Source organism: Humidesulfovibrio sp. (assembly GCF_031082295.1).
Classification (GTDB): Bacteria; Desulfobacterota; Desulfovibrionia; order Desulfovibrionales; family Desulfovibrionaceae; genus Humidesulfovibrio.
The window spans coordinates 60,461-85,589 of sequence record NZ_JAVHLD010000009.1; the positions used below are offsets into that span (position 1 = coordinate 60,461).

Genomic DNA, 25,129 nt, shown 5'->3' on the forward strand with positions numbered 1-25,129 from the left:
CCACTTGGGCAGCCTTGGCTTGACGCCAACAGCCCGGCTTGTGTATATTTTTCGGACTGAGGCAACATCTCAGAACACGGTTGAAGTCCGTGACGGTCCCGCCGCTGTAACCGGGGACGCCGTGCGCAAGGCGAGAGCCGCCACTTTCAGGTCAAAACCTGGGGGGAAGGTCGCGCACAGGCGGATGATCCGGAAGTCAGAAGATCTGTTGCTTCAATAATTTTCAAGGAATCTGATGGCAAAGGATTCCGGCCGCTCTGCATGGGGCGGCCGGAATCCTTTTTTATTACCCTTAATTCGGAGGTCGACATGGAGACGAAGAAAGACGCCCAGAAGAAGACGAGCACGGCCAAGGACAAGGACATCATCGCCTTCCGCAAGAAATGCTCCGCCGACGGCACGGGCCTTTCGCACTACATCCTCGTCAGCGAGAAGGCGAAGCCCTAGCCATGACCGCAAAGAGTTCCGCAAGCGGGGCGGCCCTCGCGGGCCGCTTCGCCAACACCGGCGACGGCCCGCAGCTCATCCCCGTGGACATCGGCCACAAGACGCACATGGCGCTCATCGAGCCGGACACGGCCTTCTGGTCCCTGGTGCGCAAAAGCTCCCTGGCCAAAACGCTGCGCTCGCCCGAGTTCCTTGACCAGGTCCGCGCCAATTCGGGCGCCTTCGCCAAGGAGATGCACGACCTGCGCTTCGGCCTCACGCCCTCGGCGGTGTATTTCAACCCCACAGCGCGCTGCAACCTGAACTGCGGCTACTGCTACATCCCCACCGAGATGCGCCGCAACGGCGAGCACATGCCCACCGAGCGACTGCTCGACGCCCTGGGCAGGCTCAAGGACTGGTTCACCGCGCACCTGCCCGCGGGCCGCCTGCCGCAGATCGTCTTCCACGGGGCCGAGCCGCTGCTCAACCACGAGGCCGTGTTCGCAGGCATCGAGCGCTATGCCGGAGACTTCAGCTTCGGCGTGCAGACCAACGCCACCAACCTGGACGAGGCCGCCATCGAGTTCCTGACCAGCCACAAGGTCGGCATTGGGCTGTCGCTGGACGCCGCCACCGCGCGCATCGCCAACCGCACGCGCACCACCTGGGGCGGCAAGGGCGTGTACGATGTCGTGGTCCAGGCCATGGAGCGCTTGAAGGGCTACCCGCTCTACAACGTCATCTGCACCGTCACCAAGGAGAACATGCGCACCCTGCCCCAGCTGGTGGAATTCTTCCACGGGCACGAGGTTCCGGTGACCATGCTGAACATCCTGCGCTGCACCATGCCCGCCTCCAGGGAGCTCAAGCCGGACGAGGCCGAGGCCGCCAAGCACTACACCGCCGCCCTGGACCGCTCCTACGAGTTGTACCAGAAGACCGGCCGCAAGCTTGTGGTGGCCAACTTCGCCAACATCCTGCTGTCCATCGTGGCGCCCACGGCCCGGCGCCTCATGTGCGACATCTCGCCTTGCGGCGGCGGACGCTGCTTCTTCGCCCTGGCCCCGGACGGGGGTCTCTTCCCGTGCAGCGAGTTCATCGGCCTGCCGGATTACAACGGCGGCAACCTCTTCAAGGACAAACTTGACGACGTGCTGGTGTCCCCGGCCTTCAAGCGCGTGACGGGCCGCAAGGTGGAGGACATCGACTCCTGCCGGACCTGCGCCATTCGCCACTTCTGCGGCTCGCCCTGCCCGGCGGAAGCCCAGGAAATGAATGGCGGCATGGACAAGAAGGGGGCCTTCTGCGCCTTCTACGAGGAGCAGGTCCGCTACGCCTTCCGGCTCCTGGCCGACAAGAAGGCAGATGCCTTCCTCTTTGACGGCTGGGACAAGGACGTGGAGACCGTGTTCGACGTGAACCAGTCCTGAGGCAACCCCGCGCCGCTTCCGGGCAACCGGCGCGCGCAAGCCTTCTTGTGTGCGGATGACAGGAGCGCTTCTTGTCATCCGCACATTTCAAACATATGTTTGACACAGCCTGCGCAGAAGGTGTAAGGCTGGGGCATGGCCGCCATAACACAGCTCCTGCAACGCATCCCCGCCAAGGTCCGTCTGGGCGTGCTGGCGCTCGCCCTCGCGGGCGCGGCCTTCTACGGGGTTCGCCACTTCGTCCAGGCCGGAACGGCAACCTTCCAGGGCTACGTGGAGGCGGAATACGTCCATGTGGCCTCGCCCGTGGCCGGTGCGCTGGCGGAATTGCGCGTCAGCCGGGGCCAGGAGGTGGCGGCCGGTGCGCCGCTCTTCGTGCTGGAACAGGACTACGAGCGCGCCGCCCTGGCCGTGGCCACCTCAGCCCTCAAGCAGGCCGCCGACAGGCTGGCCAATGTGCAAAAGGGCCAGCGCCCCACCGAACTGACCGCCCTCAGCGCGCGGCTGGGCCAGGCCAGCACCGCACTGCGCCTGGCCGAGACCGAGTTCAAGCGCCGCCAGAAGCTCTATGCCGAGCGCACCATCTCCGCCGAGGAGATGGACCGCGCCCGCGCTGACTACGACCTCAAGGCCCAGCAGGTGCGCGAGATGTCGGCCAACCTGTCCACGGCCAAGCTTGGCGGGCGCACGGACGAGATCTCCGCCGCCCAGGCCGAGGTGGAAGCGGCCAAGGGCCGCGTGGAGCAGGCGGCCTGGACACTTGCGCAAAAGTCCCAGGCCGCGCCCGCCGCCGCCCTGGTCTTCGACACGCTGTACACCCAGGGCGAATGGGTTCCCGCAGGCAAGGCCGTTGCCGTGCTTCTGCCCCCGCAGAACATCAAGGTGCGCTTTTTCGTGCCCGAGGAAAAAGTCGGCGCCCTCAGCGTGGGCCAGGAGGCCCAGGTGCGCTTCGACGGCGGCCCCGCTGGCGCGGCGGGCACCGTGCCCGTGCGCGTGAGCTACATCTCGGCCCAGGCCGAGTACACCCCGCCCATCCTCTACTCCAGCGACAACCGGGCCAAGCTGGTGTTCCTGGTGGAGGCCCGGCCAGCACCGGAACAGGCGCCGCTGCTGCACCCCGGCCAGCCTGTCGACGTTCGCCTGACCTTCGGCTCCGCGAAGTAGCCGCATGGACGCGGACACGGACCATAGCCCCGGCGGCGGCAACGCCGAAAGCAACGGCATCCGCGACGCCAGCGCTCTCGGCGACGCCAGCGCCGGCGCCGAAACGGGCGCCCCGGGCAACGACAAGTCCAACGACGGCGGCAACGACAAGTCCAACGACGGCGACTACGTCATCGACGTCTCCGGGCTGACCAAGAGCTTCGGCGGCAAGGTCGTGGTCAACGGCCTGTCCATGCGCGTCAAGCGGGGCGAAATCTACGGCTTCCTCGGCCCCAACGGCTCCGGCAAGACAACCTTCATCCGCATGCTCTGCGGCCTGCTCAAGCCCGACTCCGGCTCCGGCACCTGCCTGGGCCTCGACGTGCTCACCCAGGCCGACGAGATCAAGCCCCACGTGGGCTACATGGCCCAGCGCTTCAGCCTCTACGAGGACCTGACCGTGCGCGAGAACCTGGACTTCACGGCGCGCATGTACGGCCTGCCCAACCGCGCCGAGGCCGTTGACGCCTGCCTCGCGCGCATGGGCATGAACCGCTTCGAGAACCAGCTGGCGGGCAGCCTGTCCGGCGGCTGGAAGCAGCGCCTGGCGCTTTCCTCCTGCACCCTGCACGGGCCGAAGCTGCTGCTGCTGGACGAGCCCACGGCGGGCGTGGACCCCGGCGCGCGGCGCGACTTCTGGGACGAGGTGCACAAGCTGGCCAGCCAGGGCGTCACCGCGCTCATCAGCACCCACTACATGGACGAGGCCGAGCGCTGCCACCGCCTGGCCTACATCGCCTACGGCGACCTGCTGGCGCAGGACACCCTTGAGGGCATCGTGGACCATGCGGGGCTCACCACCTGGAGCGTGTCCGGCCCGAACCTGCCAGAACTGGCCGAGCGCTTGCGCCCGCTTCCCGGCGTGGACCAGGTGGTGGCCTTCGGCAACACGCTGCACGTCAGCGGCCAGGACAAGCACCTGCTGGATGCGACGCTCAGCCCCTTCCTGCTGGCCAACGGCCAGGACTGGAAGCTCATCCGCACCAGCCTGGAGGAGGTCTTCATCCACCTCATGCGCGGCCAGCAGGCCAGGCAGAACGGTCAGGCGGCCAAGGGAGGCGGGCAGCCATGAGATCGGGCATGACCTCGGGCATGAACGCAAGCAACATGTTCTGCTTCCGGCGCTTCGCGGCCATGGTGTACAAGGAGTTCATCCAGATGCGCCGCGACCGGGTGACCTTCGCCATGATGATCGGCATCCCGCTCATGCAGCTCATCCTGTTCGGCTACGCCATCAACTCGGACCCGCGCCACCTGCCCACGGCGGTGCTCTCGGCCGACAACTCGCCCTTTGCGCGCAGCATCGTGGCGGGCATGCAGACCAGCAGCTACTTCGACGTCACCGGGCACCTGGCCAGCCGCGCCGACGCCGACAGCGCCCTGAAGGAGGGCCGGGTGCAGTTCGTGCTGACCATCCCCGAGGACTTTTCCCGGCGGCTCTTGCGCGGGGAACAGCCGGTGCTGCTGCTGGAGGCCGACGCCACGGATCCGGCTGCCACCAGCGGGGCGCTCGCGGCCATGCGCGAGGTCGTCAGCCAGGTGCTCGTCCGCGACCTGCCAGCCTCGGCGGGCTATGCGCCGACGCCCCCGCCGGTGACCCTGCGCGTGCACGCAGAGTACAACCCCGAGGCCGTGACCCAGTACAACATCGTGCCCGGCCTCATGGGGGTCATCCTGACCCTGACGTTGACCATGATCACGTCGCTGGCCATTACCCGGGAGAGGGAGCGCGGCACAATGGAGAACCTGCTCTCCACGCCGGTGCGGCCGCTGGAGGTCATGCTCGGCAAGATCATCCCGTACATCCTGGTGGGCTACATCCAGATGACGCTGATCATCCTGGCGGCGAAGTTCCTGTTCGGGGTGCCGCTTCGAGGCAGCATCGTGGCGGTGTTCGTGCTGTCGCTGGTGTTCATCGCGGCGAACTTGAGCGTCGGGGTGACGCTGTCCACCATCGCCAAGAACCAGCTGCAGGCGGTGCAGATGAGCGTGTTCTTCTTCCTGCCGTCGCTGCTTTTGTCCGGGTTCATGTTCCCCTTCCGGGGCATGCCGGGCTGGGCGCAGACCATCGGCTCGGTGCTGCCGCTGACGCACTACCTGCGCCTGGTTCGCGGCATCCTGCTCAAGGGCAACGGCCCGCTGGAATCGCTCACCAATGTCTGGCCCATCGCGCTGTTCCTGCTGGCGGTCATCAGCATCGGCATGCGGCGGTACCGCCGCACGCTGGACTAGCCCGCCGCTGGACTAGCCGAACGCTGACCTAATCGAACGCCACGGTCTTAAACGCCCGATCGCGCTTCTCCGGGCTCCACAAGGTCGGGGCCGGGGGCGGGGCGGTGGCGGAGCGGATGGTCACGCCCTCAAGAGGCTTAAGGATCTCGGTGGTGCCGCCGTCGTTCTTGATGTACACGCCCTTGCCCGAGATGAGCAGCACGTTGATCTCGTCCGTGCCCAGATACCCGCCCCAGTAGTCCGTGCCGCGAATGCCGATGGTGCCGAGCGGCGTGCCCACCTCGAACGGTCCGCCGCGCAGGGCCGAGAGCTCGCCCGTGGCCACGCGGAACGCCCCCTTGGTCAGCTTGAGCAGCACCGCCCCGGCGCCCTGCTGGCGGCCCAGGTCGTAGCGTTCGAGCACGAACTCCGTGCCCGCGCCGAGGGTCAGCTTCGTCTCGTCGAGCATGGTCAGCTCCAGGCGCGAGTCCATTGCGGTCTTGAGGGTGTCCTCGCGCTTCACCGGGGAGTTCAAGGCAAGCCGCTCCAGGTTCTGCCCCCGCTGTGCAAAGGCCGCGCCTTGGATGCGGCTCACATGGCCCAGGTTCTCCCCGCCAGCCGCAAAGGCCGAAGGCGAAAGCGCCAGGGCATGTCCTATCAGGAACAGCCCGGCCAGCATCATCGGGAACAGCAACGTCTTGAGCACGGCATCGAGCGTCTTCATGTACATCCCCCTTGCAGCCTGCGAGCGCAGTCCTGCCCATTCTTCATCCATACAAGGCATCGGCCGCCTTGTCGACCCGTGCTCCGCCCAGCCCGCCCCCTTGCCCGCGGCGCTCCCCCAGGGTAGGGTTGATCATCGGCATCCTTAAAGCGCAGGAGACTTCATGGCCAAGAAGAGCGAACACACCAGCGGCAGGCAGCTCTGCATCCACGGGCATTTCTATCAACCGCCCCGTGAAGATCCCTGGATGGACACCATCTTCCCCGAGGGCAGCGCAGCCCCGGCCAAGCACTGGAACGAGCGCATCTGCGGCGAGAGCTACGCCCCCCTGGCCTGGGCCAGGCGCACCAACGGCGGCAACCACATTATCGAGATCGTCAACTGCTACGAGTGGATGAGCTTCAACTTCGGCCCCACCCTGCTGACCTGGATGCAGGACCAGGCCCCTGACATCTACGCCCGGGTGCTGGAGGGCGACGGAAAAAGCCTGGAACGCCTGGGCCACGGCAACGCCATCGCCCAGATCTACCACCACGTCATCATGCCCCTGGCCACGGACCTAGAGAAGCGGGCCGAGATCGCCTGGGCCCTGGCCGACTTCGAGGCGCGCTTTGGCCGCAAGGCCGAGGGCATGTGGCTCTCCGAGGCCGCCGTGGACACGCGCACCCTGGAGCTGCTGGCCCAGGCTGGCGTGAAGTTCACCATCCTGGCCCCGCGCCAGGCGAAGGAAGTCGCGGACATCTCGCAAAACAACTGGACCCCCGCCAACGAAGGCAACCTGGACATTCGCGAGCCGTACCTGGTGGAATTGCCACAAGGTCGCAGCATCGCCGTGTACTTCTACGACGGCCCGCTGTCCCAGGCGGTGGCCTTTGAAGGCCTGCTGCGCCACGGCGACATGTTCTGGGGCAAGCTCTCCGGCCTGGCTGGCAAGGGGCTGCTGGCCCTGGCCACGGATGGCGAGACCTACGGCCACCACTTCAAGTTCGGCGAGATGGCCCTGGCGTTCGCGCTGTCCCAGGCCAGAAGCGGCGTGGACGGCGTGCGGCTGACCAACTACGCCGCCTACCTGGCCGAAAATCCGCCAAGGCGGCGCGCGCGCATCCATGAGAGCTCGTCGTGGAGCTGCGCGCACGGCGTGGAGCGCTGGCGCTCGGACTGCGGCTGCTGCGCCGAGAATCGACCCGGCTGGAACCAGCGCTGGCGCGGCCCCCTGCGCGACGGCCTGCGGGCGGTGAAGACGCGCATGGACAGCCACTACCAGGAGCTCGGCAAGACCCTGTTCATGGACGCCGAGGAAGCAGCGGTGCAGTATGGCCGGGTGCTCTCCGGGCTGACGGACGCCAAGGGCTTTGAGCGCGAACATTTCAGGAAGGGCCTGACCGAGGCCCGGCGCGACACGGCCTGGAAGCTCCTCAACATGCAGAAATGGGCGCTCTCGTCGTTTGCCAGCTGCGCCTGGTTCTTCGACGACCTGGGACGCATCGAGCCGCTCAACGCCCTGACCTTCGCCCTGCGAGCCATGGGCCTGGCCCAGCGCACCGGCCTGGAAGACCTGGAGCCGTTGCTTCTGGCCCACATCGGCCAGGCCACGTCCAACGACCCGACCCTGGGCAACGGGCACGATCTCTGGACCCGCGAAATACGCCCCCGGCGCGAAACCACCGAAAGCATCCTGGCCCAGGCCCTGGTGCGCCTGTGGGCCGAGAACCGCCTGCCGGCCGCTGGCAAGAGCGAAACCGCCACTTGGCCTGGGCTCCGCGTCGCCCTCACGGCGGCAAAGGCAGCGGCGGGCAAGGAGCTCTCGGGCACGGCCTCCATCACCTGGGCGCGTGAATCGGGCAGCGACGACTGCGGCTGGAAGTGGGAGCGCCCAGGCGGCGGCGGTCCGCTGGCCGGATGCGTGCAGGTGGAGCACGAGGACTCACCGAAGCCCACCAAGTGCGTCCCGGCCTCGTACCTGTCCTGGGGCAAGCGCCAGGCCCTGGCCCTGGCCTGGGTGCTGCGGGCCGAGGCAGACTCCTGGGGCCAGCAATGCGCCGAGGCGCGTCAGGGCGCGCACCTGTTCCTGCCCTATCGCGAGGCCCAGACCACCCAGACCGCGGCCGAGCGCTGGAGCAGGCTCTGGTCCGCCCTGTGCTGGCAGTGGATCATGGGCGAGGTGGTGCCGTCACGCGACTTCCTGAACTTCCTGAAGGAGCTGGGCCAGGACCACCCGGAACGTGCCCTGCTGGCGCATCGCGTTGGCGAGGCCTTGGTGGACCTGCTCGCGGCCAAGACCCCGGCCTATGCCGAGGTGCGGCGCATTCTCGAGCGAGCGGCCACGGTGGACGCCCTGCCGGACCTCTGGCCCGCGCAGAACCTCTACTGGCTGCGCCTGCGCTCCGATCCCGCGAGCCGCGAGGCCGCCCTGGCCCTTGGTTTCGAGGTCGACTGAGCCTGCCTGCGCCTGGCATGCCCCTTGCCCTGAGTCCCAAGGAAGGGTAGAGGCGGCTGACATCGTCACGCTGGAGGTTCACCTTGCTCACGGAAGTCATCTCGGAATTCGCCATCCGCATCCTGGACAGCACCGGCTATGCAGGCGCGGCCTTTCTCATGGGCCTGGAGAGCATGATCTTCCCCGTTCCCAGCGAAGCGGTGATGCCCTTCGTGGGCTTCCTTGTGGCCGACGGCAAATGGGGGCTTTTCGAGGCGGTCCTCGCCACCAGCATCGGCTCGTTCCTGGGCTCGTACCTGTCCTATCTCATGGGCTACTACGGCGGTCGTCCCTTCGTGCTCAAGGTCGGCAAGTACCTGCTGCTCGACGTGCATGACCTGGAAAGGACCGAACGCTTTTTCCACCGCAGTGGCGGAACCCTCACCCTTTTCCTCTGCCGCTTCATCCCCGTGGTGCGGCACCTGGTGAGCATTCCGGCGGGCATCGGCAAGATGCGCTTCTGGCCCTTCGCTCTCGCCACGACGGTGGGCGCCACCATGTGGAACGGCTTTCTGCTTTACTGCGGCTTCAAGCTGCGCGAGAACTGGAGCATGGTGCAGACCTACCGCCACCACTTCGACGCGCTCATCGTGGGCATGCTGGTCGCAAGCATCGCCTGGTACGTCTGGTACAAGCTCAAGCGCAAACGCGCCACCGCCGCTGAATAGCCCTGCACGGCAAGACAAAAAGCCCCCGGCCCTCCATCAGGAGAACCGGGGGCTTTTGCTTCGTCTGATCCGCCGCTACTTGAAGATGATTTCCGCCCGGGCGGTTTCGGGGTCCTGCACCTGCACGGTGATGTCCACCGGGGTCTTGAAGAACTCGGCCGCGCCGAGCAGGATGCCCTCGAAGTAGTGGTGATAGCCGCGCCTGGACTTGTAGATCATGGTCAGCTTGTTGCCGCGATCCTCGTAGCTGAACCTGGGCGGCACGATGCCCGGATTCGCCTTGGTCAGGGCCGCGTGGGTGTCGTTCATGGTCAGGTAGAATTCCTTCAGGGTCTTGGCCTTGAAGTACGGCCTGTACATCTTGTGGAACTGGCCGATGGTGTACTTGCCGAGGTCCACGAATACGGCACGCGGATCCTTCCCGCTCTCCTGGACCACGATGTCGGCCATCTGGCGCAGCACCTCGTCCGGGTAGCTCTGGGCGGGCAGGAACACCGGGTGGCCCAGTTCCTCCATCACCTTGTCCTGAACGGCTTCGCCGAACTTGACCTTGACGTAGTCGAGCATGAGCTTGGGCAGGATGCCCTTCATCTGTCCGCGGGAGGCGCGCAGCTTGCTGGCGTCGGACTTGGTGGCGGTGAAGGTCATGGACATCTGCAACAGGTTCTGGGACAGCTCGGCCAGATCCCGGGTGGCGCTGGCGGCCTGCCCGGCGCCCTCCTCGGTTTCGATGGCGATGCCCGCGATCTCCTCGATGTTCTTGTTGATCTCCTCGGCCGCGGCGGACTGTTCTTCAGCGGCGGTGGCGATCTGGGCCACGCGCATGGTGACGTCCTCGATGCGGCGCATGATCTCTTCCAGGGACTGCCCCGTGCGGTTGGACAGGTCCGTGCTGACCTCAACCTGGCGCTCCGTTTCGCGCATGGTGGTCACGGCGTTCTGTGAGCGCTCCTGAATCTCGCGGATGGAGTTCTCGACCTCCTTGGTGGCGGTCATGGTCTTCTCGGCCAGCTTGCGGACCTCGTCGGCCACGACGGCGAAGCCGCGCCCGGCGTCGCCCGCTCTCGCGGCCTCGATGGCGGCGTTCAGCGCCAGCAGGTTGGTCTGGTCGGCGATGTCGTTGATGACGTTGATGATGCGGTCGATCTCAGCGGCCTGGCTGTCGAGCTGCCCCAGCACCTGGGCCAGCTTGCGGGAGGAATCGGCCACAAGGTTGATGCCGGTGACGCTTTCACGCACCAGCTGCACGCCGTCCGTGGCGGCCTGGCTGGCCGTGGCGGCCGCTTCCGAGGACTGGGAGGCGTTCTGGGCCACCTCAAGCACGGTGGCGGTCATCTCCTCCATGGCGGTGGAGACGCTCTCGGTCTGGGTCTTCTGGCGCTGCGCGCCGCGCGCCTGCTCGTCGGCGGAGGCGGAGAGCTCCTCAGAGGCCGAGGCGACGCGCTGGGCCAGGTCGTTGATGGAATTGCCGACCTCAAGCATCTGGGCCTGCTGCTGCACAAGAATGTTCTGCTGCTCCTTGGTCTTTGTCAGGTCCACCAGGCACAGCACGGCGCCGAGCACCTGGCCCTTGGCGTCCTTGATGCAGCTCACGTAGGTGTGCACGTCCAGGGTGCGGCCATCCCACAGCTTCAGGGTGTCATCCTCGGAGGTGTCGGACTTGGAGGACATGCAGCGCTCGGTGATGGACGTGCCCTTGGTGTTGTAGAAGGCCTCGGACACGGTTTTCCCGACGACATCCTTGTCGGACCGCTTCAGCAGGGCCAGCAGGCTGGCGCTTACGTGCGTGATGGAGCCGGAGGCGTCGCACAGAAGGAACGGCGTGCCCACGCCATCCACCGCTCCGCGATAGAACTCGCGGCGGTGCATGTTGTACTCGACGACCTCGGCCACCAATGCGGGGAGTTCGCCCAAGGCGCGCCAGGAGTTCACCTCGTCGAAGGCGAAATCGCGCTTGCGGGCCAGCAACCTCAGCAAGCCCGCCTTCAGGGCGTCGGTCCCCGGCCCCTGGCTTGTCGCCAGATAGGCGGCCAACGCTACGACTACAGCAGCAAGCCCCAGTGCGACCCACATATTTGCGGAAAAATGGGCCGCCACAACAAAGGCCGCAGCAATCGCCCCGACAGCCCAAATGGCTGTGGCTGGCGTGAGTGCTTTCTGCTGTTCTTTCATGGTTGGCTCCTTGCTGTCGGGCAGGTGCTCCCGGTGACTACACGACAAAGATTCCAGCATGGCGCGTTCTGCGCCTTCAAGCCCATCGGTCCAATTCTGAGCAAACTTTACCGTTATCTATATTTCATCAAAAACAGATGAGAATTGCAACCAAAGACGCAAGAATGGCTTCACATTTATCACGTATCGCGCTCATTGACTTGCAGCCCTGCTTTTGGCAACGTCCACTGCGCCTCGGTTGCGGGTATTGTCCTGTGCCCCTGGCTGGATGGAGGGGTGGCCGAGCGGCTCAAGGCGGTGGTCTTGAAAACCACTGACGGGAAACCGTCCGGGGGTTCGAATCCCTCCCCCTCCGCCACTCACCAGTGTGCGAAAGCGGCTTCCCGGCCCCTGTGACCGGGGATTGCGCCTGCGATACCAAAAGGCAACAGGAGGTCCAGCATGCATCTCGGCAAGGCCATCAGGCTCGAACGCATCATCAACCGCAACACAAGGCGCACCATCATCGTGCCCATGGACCACGGCACCACCGTGGGTCCGCTTCCCGGCATCGTCAACATGCATGCCGCGGTGAAGGCCACTGTAGAGGGCGGCGCCAACGCAGTGCTCATGCACAAGGGCATGCCGCGTTGCTGCCACCGCACCCAGGGCAAGGACGTGGGCCTCATCCTGCACCTGTCCGCCAGCACCTCGCTCTCCCCGCTGCCCAACGCCAAGACCCTTGTCTGCACCGTCGAGGAGGCCATCCGCCTCGGAGCGGACGCGGTGAGCGTGCACGTCAACCTGGGCGACGAGAGCGAAGCCAAGATGCTGGAGGAGTTCGGCCAGGTCACCGGCACGGCCCAGAGCTGGGGCATCCCCGTGCTGGCCATGGTCTACGCCCGTGGCCCCAAGGTGAAGGGCGAGTTCGACACGGACATCGTGGCCCACTGTGCGCGCGTGGGCGTTGAACTCGGCGCGGACGTGGTCAAGGTGCCCTACACCGGCGACCCCGAATCCTTCTCGCGCGTCATCGACGCCTGTTGCGTCCCGGTGGTCATCGCAGGCGGGCCGAAGCTCGACAGCACCCGGGCCTTCCTGAACATGGTCCACGATTCCATCCAGGCTGGCGGCGCCGGGCTCTCGGTGGGGCGCAACATCTTCCAGCACAAGCGCCCGGACCTGCTCACCCAGGCGCTGTCCAAGGTCGTGCACGAGGATGTGGCGGTGGACGAGGCCATGGAGCTGCTCAAAGACTTCGAATAGCCGACGCTCAGACGCACGCAATGCGTCCCGGCTCCCGCGACACGAGGGGGGCCGGGACGCTTTCTTTTGGGTCCGGGCCTGCGATTCCAGGCGCTCCGGGGCATGACCCTGGGCCACTTTAGTGAATGATCACAGGGTTTCACACTACGCATTTTTCAGTCATCTTGGATCACGGCGCAAAAAACCCCTAAAGTTTCAAACGGCACATGCCGATAAGGTGGTAAGGGTAAGACCATTTAATTTCCGGAGGAGCGATGGACATCCAAACTCTCTCATCGGTCATGGCAAATCAGGCAACGCAGGCTGTGGGCTTGCAGGTGCCGCAGAATACGCAGCCGACCAACGCGGACAACCCTGGAAAGGCCAGTGGTGGCGACTCCATCGAGATCTCCGAGGCTGCACGCGCCAAGGCGGCAAGCGCCCCGGCGGCTTCAAGCGAAGGCTCAAGCGCTGCCCAGAGCACAGCAGACACCCTGGCCCGACGCATCGCCAAGCTCCAGAAGGATCTTCAGCGTGAGCAGGGTTCCGACCAGACCCCTGAGGAGAAGGCCAGCCACCTTGCCAACCTGCGCGGCCAGATCCGCCAGCTGCAGAATCAGCAAAAGGGCTCCAGCGGCGACGCCGCCACGTCCTTCAAGATCCGGCACATTTAAACGACTCGCCACAGCGACAACACCAAAGCCCCTGCGAGGACGACAGAGTCCTTGCAGGGGCTTTCGCTTGGCGCGCAGGGCCGCCTTGGCCAGCCACCAGCCGGTCGTTCCGGTCCGACCGCTCCGGTCCGGCCTCAGTAGGTGTCGAACATTTTCTGGATGCGCGCTCGATCGGCAGTGACCGTGAGCGCCAGGGCCAAGAGGACCCGCGCCTTCTGCGCGGTGAGGTTGCCTGCGGCCACAAAGCCGAGGGCGTCGTCATCCACCTCGCCGTTGCGCGTCACGACGCCGCTTCCGGTCCTCGACGCGCGGACCACAACCACGCCCTTGGCGCTCGCCCCGGCAAACGCCTGCTTGCTGGCGTCAGGGAGCGAACCGTTGCCCGTGCCAGCGTTGACGATGCCCCTGGCGCCGGTGGCCAGGGCACCCGTCACCTGGGCGGGGTGGCTGCCTGCGTACCCGTACAGGATCTCCACCTGCGGCAGGGACGTGAGCGTGGCGATGTCGAACTCCGTCGAAACGGTGTGCGCCCGGACCGGCAGCCGATGGAACAAGGGGCGGCCGAGCTGCATGACGCCGAGAGGCCCGGTGTCCGGCGCGGCGAAGGTGTCGGTGCGGAAGGTGTTGGTCTTGGTGGTGTCACGCGCGGCGAAGATGGTGTCGTTCATGAGGATGAAGACGCCTTTGCCCCTGGCCTCGGGCGAGGCCGCCAGGCAGACTGCGTTGAACAGGTTGATCGGTCCGTCGGCGCTGATGGCCGTTGCCGGGCGCATGGAGCCGGTGATGACCACAGGCTTGTCGCTCCTGACCGTCAGATTCAAGAAGTACGCTGTCTCCTCAAGGGTGTCCGTGCCGTGGGTGATGACCACGCCGGCCACGTCCGGATCCTTGAGCGCCTGATTGACGCGCTTGCCCAGGACCAGCCAGTGCGCCGGGGTCATGTTCTCCGAGGCCAGCTGGAAGACCTGCTCGGCGCGGATGTCCGCCACCCTGCCCAGTGAGGGCACGGCCGCCAGCAGTTTGTCCACGCCGAACACGGCGGCCTTGTAGCCGATGGTGGCCGTGTCGGACTCGGCTCCTCCGGCGATGGTTCCGCCCGTGGCGAGCACGGCCACTACGGGCTTCTTGTCAGCGCCAAAGCCGGTCACCGGCAGCGCAAGCGTCAGCAGCAGAAAGACCAGGACGCGCAACGCGTGTGTCATGGGGCGACTCCTTGGGCTGTTTGCGGGCGTCATCGCTTTGAGGCCGCGGGCGGCCTACTCCGTGATTTCCACCGCCAGCTTGACGAAGTCGCGCCGGCGCGCCTTGATGGTGTAGCTGCGGCAGCAGGCCTGGCAGTAGTCCTCGAGGGCGGCGCATTCGTCGGTGAAGCCGCGCGCGGTGAACTCGTCGAACAGGATCAACGTGCCTGGGCGGATGTGGCGGTTCATGGTCATGAGCACATACAGAGTGGAGGAGTAGAGGTCCGCATCCATGTGCATGACCATCCGGTTCCGCGGGGTATAGTTGAGGCTGAAGTCATCCACGGTGTGCTGGAACAGGCCCTTGATGAAGGTCGCGCGCGTGTCGTCATCCTGCGGAATCTGGCCGCCCGTGCTGTACGCGCCTTTGGGCGAGTCCGCCTGCCATTTTTCCGGCAGCCCCTCGAAGGAGTCAAAACCGTAGAAGCGCGACTCCGGCTGCGGACTCAAGCTCAACCAGGAGCGGAAGCTCTCGCCGGTGGCGACCCCAAACTCCAGATAGTCCACGGGAGCCTTGCGTACCAGGCGATTGTAGACATAGGTGTAGAAATTGTGGCGCTTCTCGTAGGGGAAGTCCATGGCCATGCAGGCCTCGTCGATGACCGACGCCCTGGCCTGGAACTGGCGCTGGCGGTACAGCATGTTGAAGTCTTCCGGGGTGCCTTTGGTCAGCAGATAGACGGCCTGGCGAACGACCTCTTCCGCTCCTGCTTGTTTATCTTTCTGCATTTTCGGCTCCTTACGCTCTGATTTGACGGTGCGCGCTGTCAATCGCGCTGCCAATGCGCACACGAATGCAAGTGGCGCACCAACGCAATCGCCCCACCCGGGCAACGGGCTGTTGCCAACCCGCGCCGGGATGACTATGTTCGCACTCGTCGATGCACGAAACCAAATACGCCCCTGGGTTATCAAGCCATACTGGCGCACAGGGGCGAGCCAGGAGATGCGCATGCGTTACGCCTGCCTGAGATGCGGCTATGTCTACGACCCGAAGAAGGGCGACCCGAAAAACGGCGTGAAGGAAGGAACCCCCGGCTGCGAACTGCCGCAGGAGTGGGTGTGCCCCGGCTGCAAGTCCAGCCAGGACGATTTCGCCACAATGGAGGAGGAGGACTAGATGCCCGCCGAAATGCTGATGCCCCTGGCCGCGCTGGCCGGAGCAGCCACCTTCGGGGTGCTGTACTGGAAGCTGCGCGGGCGCTGCACGCCCTGAATCTTCATCTATGCGGCGGTCGCCGCAGGTCTCGTCACCTATGCGCTCTTGAAGAGCCTCGCCAACTGAGCCCGGGAGCTTCCGGTCCGGCTCAGGCCATCATGTTCAAAATGTTGCCGGTCATGCTGTCGATGTTGCCGATGGCCGCCACATTGGCCGAGAAGGCGCGCTCGACCTGGATCAGGTCCACCATCTCGCGGGCGATGTCCACCCCGCTGCCCTCGCCGGTGTAGGAGGTCGGGCGGATGAGCCCGCTCGCGTAGTCCGTCGGGCGTCCGTCCGGCACCAGCGGCGTATTGTCCAGGCCGGAGGTGGTGGAGGTAAGCTCCACGATGTCGGCCACGCGCACGCCCTTGCCGCCCACGCCGTCCTCAAGCTCCACGCGCACGGGGCGGTAGTTGTCGGAGTTGGCGTTGGCGATGTTCTCGGACGCGGCCATGGCCGAAACGTCCAGGGCCGAGATGGCTTGCAGGTTCCAGTTCACATCGAGAGTCATGGCGCTCCCCCTTGTCGGGGTTTCTCAGGACCTGTTGAGAAGACTTTACAGAAATCCTCTACGCCTTCCGCACACAACTTTCAATAGTCGCCTGGGCAGAATGCGCGTGAATGGACTCGAAAGCCTCCACCTCCACCCGGAACCAGGTGATGCGCGGGTGCTCGGACAGCCCCTTGGCCGCTGAGCGCACCACGTCCTCCACAAAGGCCGGGTTGGCGAAGGCCGTCTCGGTGACGTACTTCTCGTCCTCGCGCTTGAGCAGGGTGTACACCCGCGAGGAGCCCGAGCCCTCGCCGATCTCGATCAGGTCCTCCAGCCAGAGGAACCCCTTGAACTTTGCCAGGATGCGCACGATGGCGCGCTGGCTGTGGGCGCCCTCGTCGCTGATGGCCTTGGAGCAGGGGCACACGGTCATCACCGGCACGTCCACGCCGAGGGTGAAGTCGAGCTTGCCGTCCTCCCAGGCCCCCACCACGGAGCAGGGGTAGCCCATGAGGCCCTTGGCCTTGCTCACGGGGGAGGACTGGCGCAGAAAATACAGGAAGTCGAAGCGCGCGTAAGCCCGGCGGGCCTCCAGCCGCTCGGCCATGTCCGAGAGCAGCTTCTCCATGGACGAGCGCGACAGTTCCTCGCTCCAGTTCTCAAGCGTTTCCACGAACCGGCTCATGTGCGTGCCCTTGAAGGCCGCGGGCAGGTCCACGGAAAGCTCGACGCGGGCGACGGTGTGCTGCTTGCCGGACTCGCGGTCGCGGACGACCACCGGCAGGCGCAGGTCCTTCACCCCGACGCGGTCGATGGGCATCTGCACGGTCGCCGGGTGCTTCTGCACGTCCTCCATCTCGGGGGGCGCCGCCATTTGCGACTGTGCCATCAGCCGATCTCCTGGCCGGTGGTGGTAAGCACCAAATGCCCGTGCTTCACGCCCTTGGTGGAGATGAGCTTCTGGCCCAAGGCCTTGATGTTTTCGGCCGGACCCTTGAGCGCCAGGACCTCCAGGCAGTTGTGGTGGTCCAGGTGCACATGCATGGTGCACAGGATGGCGTCGTGGCTGTCGTGCTGGATCTCCGTCAGCTTCTGGGCCAGTCCGCTCTGGTGGTGGTCGTAGACCAGGGTGAGGGTGCCGGCCACCTCGCCGTCGTCGTTTTCCCACTGGCGCTGCACCAGCATGCTGCGGATGAGGTCGCGGATGGCCTCGGAGCGCGTCTGGTAGCTTTTTTCCTTGCAGAGCTGGTCGAACTTGTCCAAGAGGTCCGAGTCTAGCGACACGCCGAAACGGATGGTCTCGCCCATGATCTGGCTCCTTGTGTCTCAGGTCTTGTTCCGCCGGGCGCCCGCAGTTCAGCAGCGGGAAATCTGGCGGATGTGCACGTTCATGTTCTGCCCGCCCTGGGCCACGCGGCCGGAGAACGGGGTCTCGATCCGCCAACCCAGCGCAGCCAGCCGCTCCCACGCCGGGGCGGAGACGCTGCGTTCCGGGTCGGCGATGAAGGCCACGCCGTCCGGGGCCAAGGCATGGCGCAAAAGCGCTTCCACAGGCTCAAAAAATCTCCGCTCGTAGAGGATGTCCGCCCCGAGCAGCACCTCCACAGAGCCTGACGCCACGGCTGGCGAGCGCCAGTCCATCACCGCGAACAGGGGCTCGGCCTGGCCGAGCAGCCCGCGATTCAGCTCAATGCCCTGCCTGGCGAAGACCAGCGCCTCGGGCTCGTAGTCAAAGGCCAGCACGCGCCCGCCAGCACGGGCCGCCACCAGGGCGCTGAGCCCCAGGCCGCAACCGGCGTCCAGGCAGCTCCGCCCGCGCACGCGCTCCGGATTCGCGGCCACAAAGCGCGCCAGCAGCACGGCGGCGGGCCAGAGCTCCACCCAGTAGGGCAGGCGCTCATCCTCGCCCAGGTCCCCTTCGGCCATGCCTTGCCACAGCGTTTCCAGGTCCGCCGGGCGGTTGAGCCGCCAGACATCGCTTCCCACCACCGCCTCAAACTGGCCGGACGCGGTCCCGCCGGGAGAGGCAGCGCGCAGTGGATCAGCGCCGGATGTCTGCGGCATGGTCTTCACGACACTCAAAATGCACCACTACGGCACAAGAAGTCAATATTTCGTGACACGGGAAGGGAACGGCTACTGCCACGGCAAGAAGAAAATCATGCGGGCAGGACTAGTTGTCATCACCCCAGCCCGAGGAACTGCCCCCGCCGCCGAAGTCGCCGCCGCCGCCCGAGAAGCCGCCGTCGCCGCCGCCACCGCCGCCGAAGCCGCCTCCGCCAAACCCTCCGCCGCCGCCCCGGCCGCGAAAGATGTTGGACAGGATGCCGAGCAGCATGCCGAGGAAGAAGGACTGGCTGTCGCCGTTGCCGCCGAAGCGGGAGGAGTTGCGCCGGGCGTAGGCAAAGCCCAGCAACACGGCCAACACGATGAGCCCCAGGGTCAGCAGCGGCAGGCCGCCATCGGGCGCTGGCCGCGCACGGCCCTGCTGGTCCGGCGCCGGGGCGCCGCCCAGGGCCTTCTGGATGGCGGCCACGCTCGCCACGAGCCCCTGGTCGAAGCGCCCGGCCTTGAAGAGCGGAATGGTGACCTCCTGCTGGATGCGCTTGCTGAGGATGTCCGGCAGCTTGTCCTCAATGCCGCGCCCCACCTCGAAGCGCACCTTGCGCTCGGCCATGGCGACGAGGATGAGCACGCCGTTGTTGGCGTCCTTCTGCCCCACGCCCCACTCGCGGGCCACGCGGTTGGCGTAGGCGGTCAGGTCCTCGCCCTGCAGGCCGGGGATGGTCAGCACGACGATCTGGATGCCGGTGGCGCCGGCGTAGTTGCGCAGGGACTCGCCCAGCGCTTCCTTTTCCGCAGGCGGGAGCAGCCGCGCGGTGTCCACCACCCACTGGCCTCCATGCGGCGGAACTTCCAGCGCATGGGCCGGCCTTGCGCCAGCCGCCCCCGCGAACACGGAGGCGGCCAGCAGCAGGCAAAGGGCGAGAACAAAACGCTTCATGCGCTACGACTTCTTCTCGGTCCCGAAGCTGACCTTGGGTGCGGTCTTGGCGGCTTCCTCGGCCTGGAAGACCTCGCGCTTGGCGATGTTCGCCATAAGCGAGTTCACCAGGCTGCCGGGGAAGGTGCGGATCTTGATGTTCAGTGCGGTGGCGGCCTTGTTGTAGTTGTCGCGCTCGATCTTGATGCGGTTTTCGGTGCCCTCAAGCTGGGTCATGAGCTCCACAAACTGCTTGTCGGCCTTGAGGTTCGGGTACTGCTCGCTGACCACCATGAGCTTGCCCAGGGCGGCGGAGAGCTGGCCCTGCGCCTGGTTGAACTGGGCCAGCTTGGCCGGGTCGGTCATGGTGGAGGCGTCGAGCTTCACCTGGGTGGCCGAGGCGCGCGCGGTGATGACCGCGGTCAGGGTCTCGTTCTCGTGGGCGGCGTAGCCCTTCACCGTCTCCACCAGGTTGGGGATGAGGTCCAGGCGGCGTTGCAGCGCGCTGTTCACCTGGCCGGTCATCTGGTCGCACTGGGCGTCCAGGGTGATGATGGCGTTGTTGGTGGAGACCATGGACATGCCGCCAAAAAGCAGCAGGGCGACAAGGGCAAGTCCGGCGATGGCGATGGGTTTCATTTGGTTGTTCTCCTGATAGGTGGCGGCCAAGAGCGGCTCGTCAGACTGCGTAAGGATGCGCATCGCCGGACAATCTGTCAAGACTGCGTCCCTGCCTGGATCGGCTTCTCGTTGCAACGCCTGTGCGTTTGTGCGTATACCGGAAGCATCAATTATTCTGTGGTGAGAAGGGGGCCGCGCATGGGCGACAGGAGCATCCATCCGAGCAGGCAGCCAGGCATAGAGGAGCGCATCGAGTGGCTGTGGCAACTGGGTCGGAAGCATTCCGAGGACTTCTGCGGGCCGGACGCGACCCTGGCGCGCAAGCGCTATCTGGCGGAGCACCCCACGCACATCATGGTGCTCAAATGCATGGATGGCCGCATCCACATTCCCTACGCCACCAAGACGCCCCTGGGCATCATCGAGCCCCTGCGCAACCTTGGCGGCATGTTCAACATGGGCTGGCCCTACCTGGGCGAGGTTGTGGCCGCCTCCGTCAACGACGCCGTGGAGCGCGGCCAGCGCGTGCTCATCGTCATCACCTACCACTTCTCAAAAGGCGACCGTCACCGGGGCTGCGCCGGGTTCGACTTCGACACCCAGGCCTCCATCCGCTACGTCCAGGACATCAAGCGCCAGATGGAGCACACTTTCGGCGCCTCGCGCCAGACCGTGTATCCCGTGGTCTTCGGCTTTGAGACGGACGAGGACGCGCTGATCCTGCACGGCCCGGGGCAGAACGGCACCGGCGCTTCATGGAACCTGGCCGAGGCCGAGGCCAGCCAGGGGGCCGACCCGACCAACCCCGACGAGGATGCGCTGCTGCGGCAACTGCGCGCGCTCTACCCGGACATGCCCGGCCGCATCCTGACCGACCTTCTGCCGCTGGTGGCGGGCAACATCCGGCACATCGCGGAGATCCGCGCCTCGGGCCGCGAGATCGCCGTGGAGCACCGCGAATGGGTCATCTGCATCGGCCGGGGGTTCGACTTTCTGCACGAGCCGAACATGGCGCTGATCATCGGCCCTTTCAGCCCCGACCTTTCCGGCCCCATCGCCAAGGCCGCGGGCATCATCCGCTCGAACATGCAGCATGGCCGCATCCCCGACGACGGCTTCCTGCTGCTGGCCTCGGCCCCGTACCGCGAGGCGGGCATGGACCGCGCCAGGGCCGAGCTCAAGTCGCGCTTCCTCTCGCAATTCGCGGACGAGGTCATACGCCGGGAATGGCCGGACCTGCATCACAAGATGCGCGTCGAGACGGCGGTGCTGGACTGGAACACCAGGCGCCTGACCGGCGTCGGCGGCGGGGAGCCCGCCGCGACAGCACGGAGCTAGAGCCTCGGCACCTTGACGCTTGGGTCGAGCTCCTTGGCCCGCATGGCGTCCGACTTGGCCCGGCTCTTCTCGCCGAGGGCCTGGTAGGCGAAGGCCCGGTTGGCGTAGGCCGCGGCAAAGGTCGGGTCCATGGAGATGGCCCGGTTGCTGTCCTCGACGGCCTTCTGGTACTGGCCTAGCGCCCGGTAGGCGAAGCCCCGGAGGTAGTACATGTCGGAGTCGTCGGACTTGAGCTTCATCCCATGGTTGATGTCGTCGAGGGCGAACTGGTGCCGACCGAGGTGCATGTAGGCAACGGCCCGCTGCTTGTAGGTCTGGGCGCGCTCGTCGCCCTGCAGCCCGGGGGAATCCAGGCAGATGGTGAACAAGTCCACCTGGGCTTGCGGACTGCGCGACTCCTGGGCTTCCTTGCACTCTTGCGGTTGCCCCTGGACCAGGGCCGGGATGGCGAGACAGGCGAGCAGGAAAAGGAGAATCAATGTCAGGGCGGCTGGTCTGTTGCGCATGGCGGGCACCTCCATGGGTTGCACGGGGCCGGGGGGAAGATATCAAACTTTAGCACAGCCCGCGCCAGCCCCGCAAGAGGTCGAAACCATTGCCCTTGGCGCGCCACAGGTCGCCTCCCGCTGGCGCGTCCCGCCTCCCGTAAGCCAGGAGGCTCTTTCAAGGCGCAGAACGTCCTTCGGCGTACCGCCAATTGTTGTACGCAACAAATTGATTTTCAATATGTTTTTCATAAGAATGGTTGCAACAAATCAGGGTTTTCATTCTCGCCAGGGGATGCTATCAAGCCTCACCCCGAATATTAACCTTCCCGCAAGGAGGACACCCCGCATGATTCCCAACGACCTGAAGTACGCCAAGAGCCACGAGTGGGCCAAGATCGAGGGCGACACCGCCACCGTCGGCATCACCCATTTCGCCCAGGAACAGCTGGGCGACCTGACCTACGTCGACCTGCCCAAGGTGGGCGCCTCCGTGACCCAAGGGGCCGAGATGGGCTCCGTTGAGTCGGTCAAGGCCGCCAGCGAGCTTTACTCGCCCGTGACCGGCACCGTCACCGAGGTCAACGCCGCCCTGGAGAACGCGCCCGAGGCCATCAACCAGGAGCCCTACGCCGCCGGTTGGATGATCAAGGTGAAGCTTGCGGCCGCCCCCGAGGGCCTGCTGGACGCTGCCGCCTACGCGCAGGTCTGCGCCGAGGAAGCCCACTAGCGCCGAGTTTGGCGCATACTTCCGCAAGGAGACGATCATGCCCTACGTTCCGCATACCCCGGACGACATCCGGCGGATGCTCGGCGTCATTGGCGCGCCCTCGGTGGAGGCGCTCTTCGCCGAGATCGGCCCCGACATGCGCCCCAAGAGCTTCGACCTGCCCGAAGGCAAGAGCGAAATGGCCGTGCTTGCCCAGCTGGAAGACCTGGCCCGCAAGAACGCGGTGAACCACGTGAGCTTCCTGGGCGCCGGGTTCTACGACCACCACATCCCGTCGGCCGTGGACGCGCTGTCCATGCGCAGCGAGTTCTACACCGCCTACACGCCCTACCAGCCCGAGGCCAGCCAGGGAACGCTCCAGGCCATCTTCGAGTACCAGACCGCCGTCACGCGGCTGACCGGCCTGCCGTACGCCAACGCCAGCGTGTACGACGGCGGCACCGCCCTGTTCGAGGCGGCCATGATGTCCGTGCGCCACACCGACCGCCGCAAGCTGGTGGTCTGCGAGGCGGTGAGCCCCATCTACAGGGTCATGCTCGGCTCCTACACGGCCAACCTGAACCTGGAGCTGGTGACCATCGCCCACAAGGACGGCAACTGCGACTTGGCGGCGCTGACCGCGGCCCTGGATGACCAGACCGCCGCCGTGCTGGTGCAGAACCCGAACTTCTTCGGCACGCTGAACGACTTCAGCGCGCTCTTCGCCGCGGCCAAGGCCAAGGGCGTCGTGAGCGTCATCTCGGTCTACCCGGTGCTCCAGTCGGTGCTGAAAAGCCCCGGCGAGATGGGCGCGGACGTGGCCGTGGCCGAGGGCCAGAGCCTGGGCCTGCCCCTCTCCTTCGGCGGGCCGTACCTGGGCATCATGACCTGCACCAAGGAGATGATCCGCCAGATGCCCGGCCGCATGGTGGGCCGCACCGTGGACACCCAGGGCCGCACCGGCTACGTGCTGACGCTCCAGGCGCGCGAGCAGCACATCCGCCGCCAGAAGGCCACGAGCAACATCTGCTCCAACCAGGCCCTGTGCGCCCTGCGCTCGCTGATGCACCTGTGCCTGCTGGGCGAGGAAGGCCTCAAGCGCACTGCGGAGATCTGCATCGAGCGCGCACACTACGCGGCCGAGCGCCTCACCGCCATCCCCGGCGTGAAGCTCCTGTCCGCTTCGCCCTTTGGCAACGAGTTCGCCGTCAGCCTGCCGGTGAACGCCTACCAGGCCATCGACAAGCTCACCAACCGCGGCTTCGTTCCCGGCTTCCCGCTGGGCCGCTACTACCCCGGCCTGGAGAACGCGCTGCTGGTGGCCTGCACCGAAAAGACTTCCAAAGAGCAGATCGGCGTCCTGGCCGAGCTGTTGCGGGGGATGCTCGCATGAACACGGTCTTCAAGAAATCCGATCCCGGCCGCGAGGGCGTCTGGCCCCAGAAGGCCGACAAGACCGCAGCCGAAATGCTGCCCCAGGGGCTGCTGCGCGGAAAGCCCGCCGGCCTGCCCTCGCTGTCCGAGCTGGACGTGGTGCGCCACTTCACCCAGCTCTCCCGGCGCAACTTCGGTGTGGACGGGAACTTCTACCCGCTCGGCTCCTGCACCATGAAGTACAACCCCAAGTTCACCGAGAACGTCGCCGCCCTGCCCGGCTTCACGCGGCTGCACCCGGTGCTGCCGCAGCTGAAGGGCGCGGGCAGGCTCTGCCAGGGCGCGCTTGAGGTCATGTACGAGACCGAGCAGATGCTCTGCGAAATCTGCGGCATGAGCGCCTTCACCCTGCACCCCATGGCGGGCGCGCACGGCGAGCTCACCGGCGTCATGATCATGGCCGCCTACCACAAGGACAAGGGCAACAAGAAGACCAAGATCATCTGCCCGGACTCCGCCCACGGCACCAACCCAGCCAGCGCGGCCATCGCCGGGTACGAGGTGGTGAACCTGCCCAGCAAGGACGGCATCGTGGACCCGGACGAGCTGGCCAAGGTGCTGGACGACCAGGTGGCGGGCATGATGATGACCTGCCCCAACACCCTGGGCTTGTTCGAAAAGAATCTGCCCAAAATCGTCGAGATGCTCCGCAGCGTGGATGCCCTGCTCTACTACGACGGCGCGAACCTGAACGCCATCATGGGCAAGATGCGCGTGGGCGACGCGGGCTTCGACGTGGTGCACCTGAACCTGCACAAGACCTTCGCCACGCCCCACGGCGGCGGCGGCCCCGGCGCCGGTCCGGTGGGCGTCAGCGAGAAGCTGGTGCCCTACCTGCCCGTCTCCCGCGTGGAGAAGCTGGAGGACGGCCAGTTCTTCCTGAACTACGACTTCCCCAAGTCCATCGGGTACGTGGCCCCGTTCTACGGCAACTTCGGCGTGGTGCTCAAGGCCTACGCCTACATCCTGCGCCTGGGCGGAGCGGGCCTTACCCGCGCCACCGAGGCCGCCGTGCTGGCCGCAAACTACCTGCGCAAGCGCCTGGATGGCGTCTTGGAAGTGCCCTTTGATCGCATCTGCATGCACGAGTTCGTGGCCACGGCCTGCAAGCAGACCACCTGCGGCGTGCGCGCGCTCGACATCGCCAAGATGCTGCTGGACAAGGGCTACCACGCCCCCACCATCTACTTCCCGCTCATCGTCAAGGAGGCGCTCATGTTCGAGCCCACCGAGACCGAGAGCCTGGACACCCTGGACCAGTTCGCCGATGACCTCATCGCGCTGCTTGAGCAGTCTGCCGCCGACCCGGAGTTTGCCCACAACGCGCCAACGACCCTGCCGGTGACGCGCCTGGACGAGACCCGCGCCGCCCGCAGCATGGAGCTGACTGACGATTTGTAGGGCGATTTGTAG

25 protein-coding genes, 1 tRNA gene and 1 riboswitch are annotated in these 25,129 nt (G+C 66.0%); of the genes, 15 read left to right on the top strand and 11 right to left on the bottom strand.

Annotation, left to right across the window (positions count from 1 at the left end; genetic code table 11):
- Window positions 1-45: 45 nt before the first annotated feature.
- Window positions 46-227, top strand: a riboswitch (cobalamin riboswitch).
- A gap of 82 nt (window positions 228-309) precedes the next feature.
- From cbpA to RDU24_RS07045, 5 genes are all read left to right on the top strand, one after another.
- On the top strand, window positions 310-447 hold the full coding sequence (gene cbpA, locus RDU24_RS07025) for a modified peptide precursor CbpA (protein WP_308735041.1): 138 nt from the start codon (window positions 310-312) through the stop codon (window positions 445-447).
- 2 nt (window positions 448-449) lie between these two features.
- On the top strand, window positions 450-1,859 hold the full coding sequence (gene cbpB / locus RDU24_RS07030; protein WP_308735042.1) for a peptide-modifying radical SAM enzyme CbpB: 1,410 nt from the start codon (window positions 450-452) through the stop codon (window positions 1,857-1,859).
- A 135-nt stretch (window positions 1,860-1,994) separates the two neighbouring features.
- Entirely contained in the window at window positions 1,995-3,023 is a 1,029-nt protein-coding gene (locus tag RDU24_RS07035; RefSeq protein ID WP_308735043.1) for an HlyD family secretion protein, read from the top strand.
- Between the two features lie 4 nt (window positions 3,024-3,027).
- Entirely contained in the window at window positions 3,028-4,134 is a 1,107-nt protein-coding gene (locus tag RDU24_RS07040) for an ABC transporter ATP-binding protein (RefSeq protein WP_308735044.1), read from the top strand.
- On the top strand, window positions 4,131-5,294 hold the full coding sequence (locus tag RDU24_RS07045; protein WP_308735045.1) for an ABC transporter permease: 1,164 nt from the start codon (window positions 4,131-4,133) through the stop codon (window positions 5,292-5,294). Before RDU24_RS07040 ends, RDU24_RS07045 begins: the two co-directional genes overlap by 4 nt.
- 28 nt (window positions 5,295-5,322) lie before the next feature.
- Here RDU24_RS07045 and RDU24_RS07050 read toward each other — a convergent pair whose 3' ends face one another.
- Entirely contained in the window at window positions 5,323-5,997 is a 675-nt protein-coding gene (locus RDU24_RS07050; protein ID WP_308735046.1) for a FecR family protein, read from the bottom strand.
- 163 nt (window positions 5,998-6,160) lie between these two features.
- Here RDU24_RS07050 and RDU24_RS07055 point away from each other — a divergent pair, with 163 nt between their 5' ends.
- The gene (locus RDU24_RS07055; protein ID WP_308735047.1) at window positions 6,161-8,434 is read left to right on the top strand and encodes a DUF3536 domain-containing protein; all 2,274 of its coding nucleotides are present in this window, start codon (window positions 6,161-6,163) and stop codon (window positions 8,432-8,434) included.
- Between the two features lie 83 nt (window positions 8,435-8,517).
- The gene (locus RDU24_RS07060) at window positions 8,518-9,141 is read left to right on the top strand and encodes a DedA family protein (protein WP_308735048.1); all 624 of its coding nucleotides are present in this window, start codon (window positions 8,518-8,520) and stop codon (window positions 9,139-9,141) included.
- 75 nt (window positions 9,142-9,216) lie between these two features.
- Here the strand turns inward: RDU24_RS07060 and RDU24_RS07065 are convergent, their stop codons facing one another.
- Window positions 9,217-11,313 carry a methyl-accepting chemotaxis protein gene (locus RDU24_RS07065; protein ID WP_308735049.1) on the bottom strand — a complete coding sequence of 699 codons (2,097 nt, stop codon included), beginning with the start codon at window positions 11,311-11,313 and terminating at the stop codon, window positions 9,217-9,219.
- Window positions 11,314-11,583: 270 nt separating this feature from the next.
- Between RDU24_RS07065 and RDU24_RS07070 the strand changes: the two genes are divergently transcribed.
- The 3 genes from RDU24_RS07070 to RDU24_RS07080 all read left to right on the top strand — a co-directional run bounded on the left by RDU24_RS07070 (window position 11,584) and on the right by RDU24_RS07080 (window position 13,211).
- Window positions 11,584-11,671: transfer RNA gene (locus tag RDU24_RS07070), tRNA-Ser, on the top strand.
- An 83-nt stretch (window positions 11,672-11,754) separates the two neighbouring features.
- The gene (locus RDU24_RS07075; RefSeq protein WP_308735050.1) at window positions 11,755-12,558 is read left to right on the top strand and encodes a 2-amino-3,7-dideoxy-D-threo-hept-6-ulosonate synthase; all 804 of its coding nucleotides are present in this window, start codon (window positions 11,755-11,757) and stop codon (window positions 12,556-12,558) included.
- 254 nt (window positions 12,559-12,812) lie between these two features.
- Complete coding sequence (locus RDU24_RS07080) at window positions 12,813-13,211, top strand: hypothetical protein (RefSeq protein ID WP_308735051.1); 399 nt, start codon at window positions 12,813-12,815, stop codon at window positions 13,209-13,211.
- Window positions 13,212-13,345: 134 nt separating this feature from the next.
- Here the strand turns inward: RDU24_RS07080 and RDU24_RS07085 are convergent, their stop codons facing one another.
- Together RDU24_RS07085 and RDU24_RS07090 are read right to left on the bottom strand one after the other, a co-directional pair.
- Window positions 13,346-14,413: an asparaginase gene (locus RDU24_RS07085; protein WP_308735052.1), complete on the bottom strand. Its 1,068-nt coding sequence runs from the start codon at window positions 14,411-14,413 to the stop codon at window positions 13,346-13,348.
- A gap of 54 nt (window positions 14,414-14,467) precedes the next feature.
- The gene (locus RDU24_RS07090; protein ID WP_308735053.1) at window positions 14,468-15,181 is read right to left on the bottom strand and encodes a class I SAM-dependent methyltransferase; all 714 of its coding nucleotides are present in this window, start codon (window positions 15,179-15,181) and stop codon (window positions 14,468-14,470) included.
- 223 nt (window positions 15,182-15,404) lie between these two features.
- Here RDU24_RS07090 and RDU24_RS07095 point away from each other — a divergent pair, with 223 nt between their 5' ends.
- Window positions 15,405-15,572, top strand: a complete 168-nt coding sequence (locus tag RDU24_RS07095; RefSeq protein WP_308735054.1) for a rubredoxin — start codon at window positions 15,405-15,407, stop codon at window positions 15,570-15,572.
- Between the two features lie 187 nt (window positions 15,573-15,759).
- Here RDU24_RS07095 and RDU24_RS07100 read toward each other — a convergent pair whose 3' ends face one another.
- The 6 genes from RDU24_RS07100 to RDU24_RS07125 form a co-directional block, all read right to left on the bottom strand.
- Window positions 15,760-16,164 (bottom strand): flagellar basal body rod C-terminal domain-containing protein, encoded by a 405-nt coding sequence (locus tag RDU24_RS07100; RefSeq protein ID WP_308735055.1) that lies wholly within the window; start codon window positions 16,162-16,164, stop codon window positions 15,760-15,762.
- A gap of 58 nt (window positions 16,165-16,222) precedes the next feature.
- Window positions 16,223-17,002: a GTP cyclohydrolase FolE2 gene (gene folE2, locus RDU24_RS07105; RefSeq protein ID WP_308735086.1), complete on the bottom strand. Its 780-nt coding sequence runs from the start codon at window positions 17,000-17,002 to the stop codon at window positions 16,223-16,225.
- Between the two features lie 32 nt (window positions 17,003-17,034).
- Complete coding sequence (nikR, locus tag RDU24_RS07110; RefSeq protein WP_308735056.1) at window positions 17,035-17,454, bottom strand: nickel-responsive transcriptional regulator NikR; 420 nt, start codon at window positions 17,452-17,454, stop codon at window positions 17,035-17,037.
- Window positions 17,455-17,502: 48 nt separating this feature from the next.
- Window positions 17,503-18,210, bottom strand: coding sequence for a class I SAM-dependent methyltransferase (locus tag RDU24_RS07115; RefSeq protein ID WP_308735057.1), 708 nt, complete (start codon window positions 18,208-18,210; stop codon window positions 17,503-17,505).
- A gap of 109 nt (window positions 18,211-18,319) precedes the next feature.
- The gene (locus tag RDU24_RS07120; RefSeq protein ID WP_308735058.1) at window positions 18,320-19,150 is read right to left on the bottom strand and encodes a TPM domain-containing protein; all 831 of its coding nucleotides are present in this window, start codon (window positions 19,148-19,150) and stop codon (window positions 18,320-18,322) included.
- Window positions 19,151-19,153: 3 nt separating this feature from the next.
- Window positions 19,154-19,768, bottom strand: coding sequence for a LemA family protein (locus RDU24_RS07125; protein ID WP_308735059.1), 615 nt, complete (start codon window positions 19,766-19,768; stop codon window positions 19,154-19,156).
- Window positions 19,769-19,948: 180 nt separating this feature from the next.
- Here RDU24_RS07125 and RDU24_RS07130 point away from each other — a divergent pair, with 180 nt between their 5' ends.
- Entirely contained in the window at window positions 19,949-21,088 is a 1,140-nt protein-coding gene (locus RDU24_RS07130) for a carboxysome shell carbonic anhydrase domain-containg protein (protein ID WP_308735060.1), read from the top strand.
- Here the strand turns inward: RDU24_RS07130 and RDU24_RS07135 are convergent.
- Window positions 21,085-21,594 carry a tetratricopeptide repeat protein gene (locus RDU24_RS07135; RefSeq protein ID WP_308735061.1) on the bottom strand — a complete coding sequence of 170 codons (510 nt, stop codon included), beginning with the start codon at window positions 21,592-21,594 and terminating at the stop codon, window positions 21,085-21,087. The genes RDU24_RS07130 and RDU24_RS07135 overlap by 4 nt on opposite strands.
- A gap of 328 nt (window positions 21,595-21,922) precedes the next feature.
- Here RDU24_RS07135 and gcvH point away from each other — a divergent pair, with 328 nt between their 5' ends.
- The 3 genes from gcvH to gcvPB are packed head-to-tail and all read left to right on the top strand — an operon-like array spanning window position 21,923 to window position 25,117.
- Window positions 21,923-22,303 carry a glycine cleavage system protein GcvH gene (gcvH, locus tag RDU24_RS07140; protein WP_308735062.1) on the top strand — a complete coding sequence of 127 codons (381 nt, stop codon included), beginning with the start codon at window positions 21,923-21,925 and terminating at the stop codon, window positions 22,301-22,303.
- Window positions 22,304-22,340: 37 nt separating this feature from the next.
- Complete coding sequence (gcvPA, locus tag RDU24_RS07145; RefSeq protein WP_308735063.1) at window positions 22,341-23,675, top strand: aminomethyl-transferring glycine dehydrogenase subunit GcvPA; 1,335 nt, start codon at window positions 22,341-22,343, stop codon at window positions 23,673-23,675.
- Window positions 23,672-25,117 (top strand): aminomethyl-transferring glycine dehydrogenase subunit GcvPB, encoded by a 1,446-nt coding sequence (gene gcvPB, locus RDU24_RS07150; protein WP_308735064.1) that lies wholly within the window; start codon window positions 23,672-23,674, stop codon window positions 25,115-25,117. Before gcvPA ends, gcvPB begins: the two co-directional genes overlap by 4 nt.
- Window positions 25,118-25,129 lie beyond the last annotated feature (12 nt).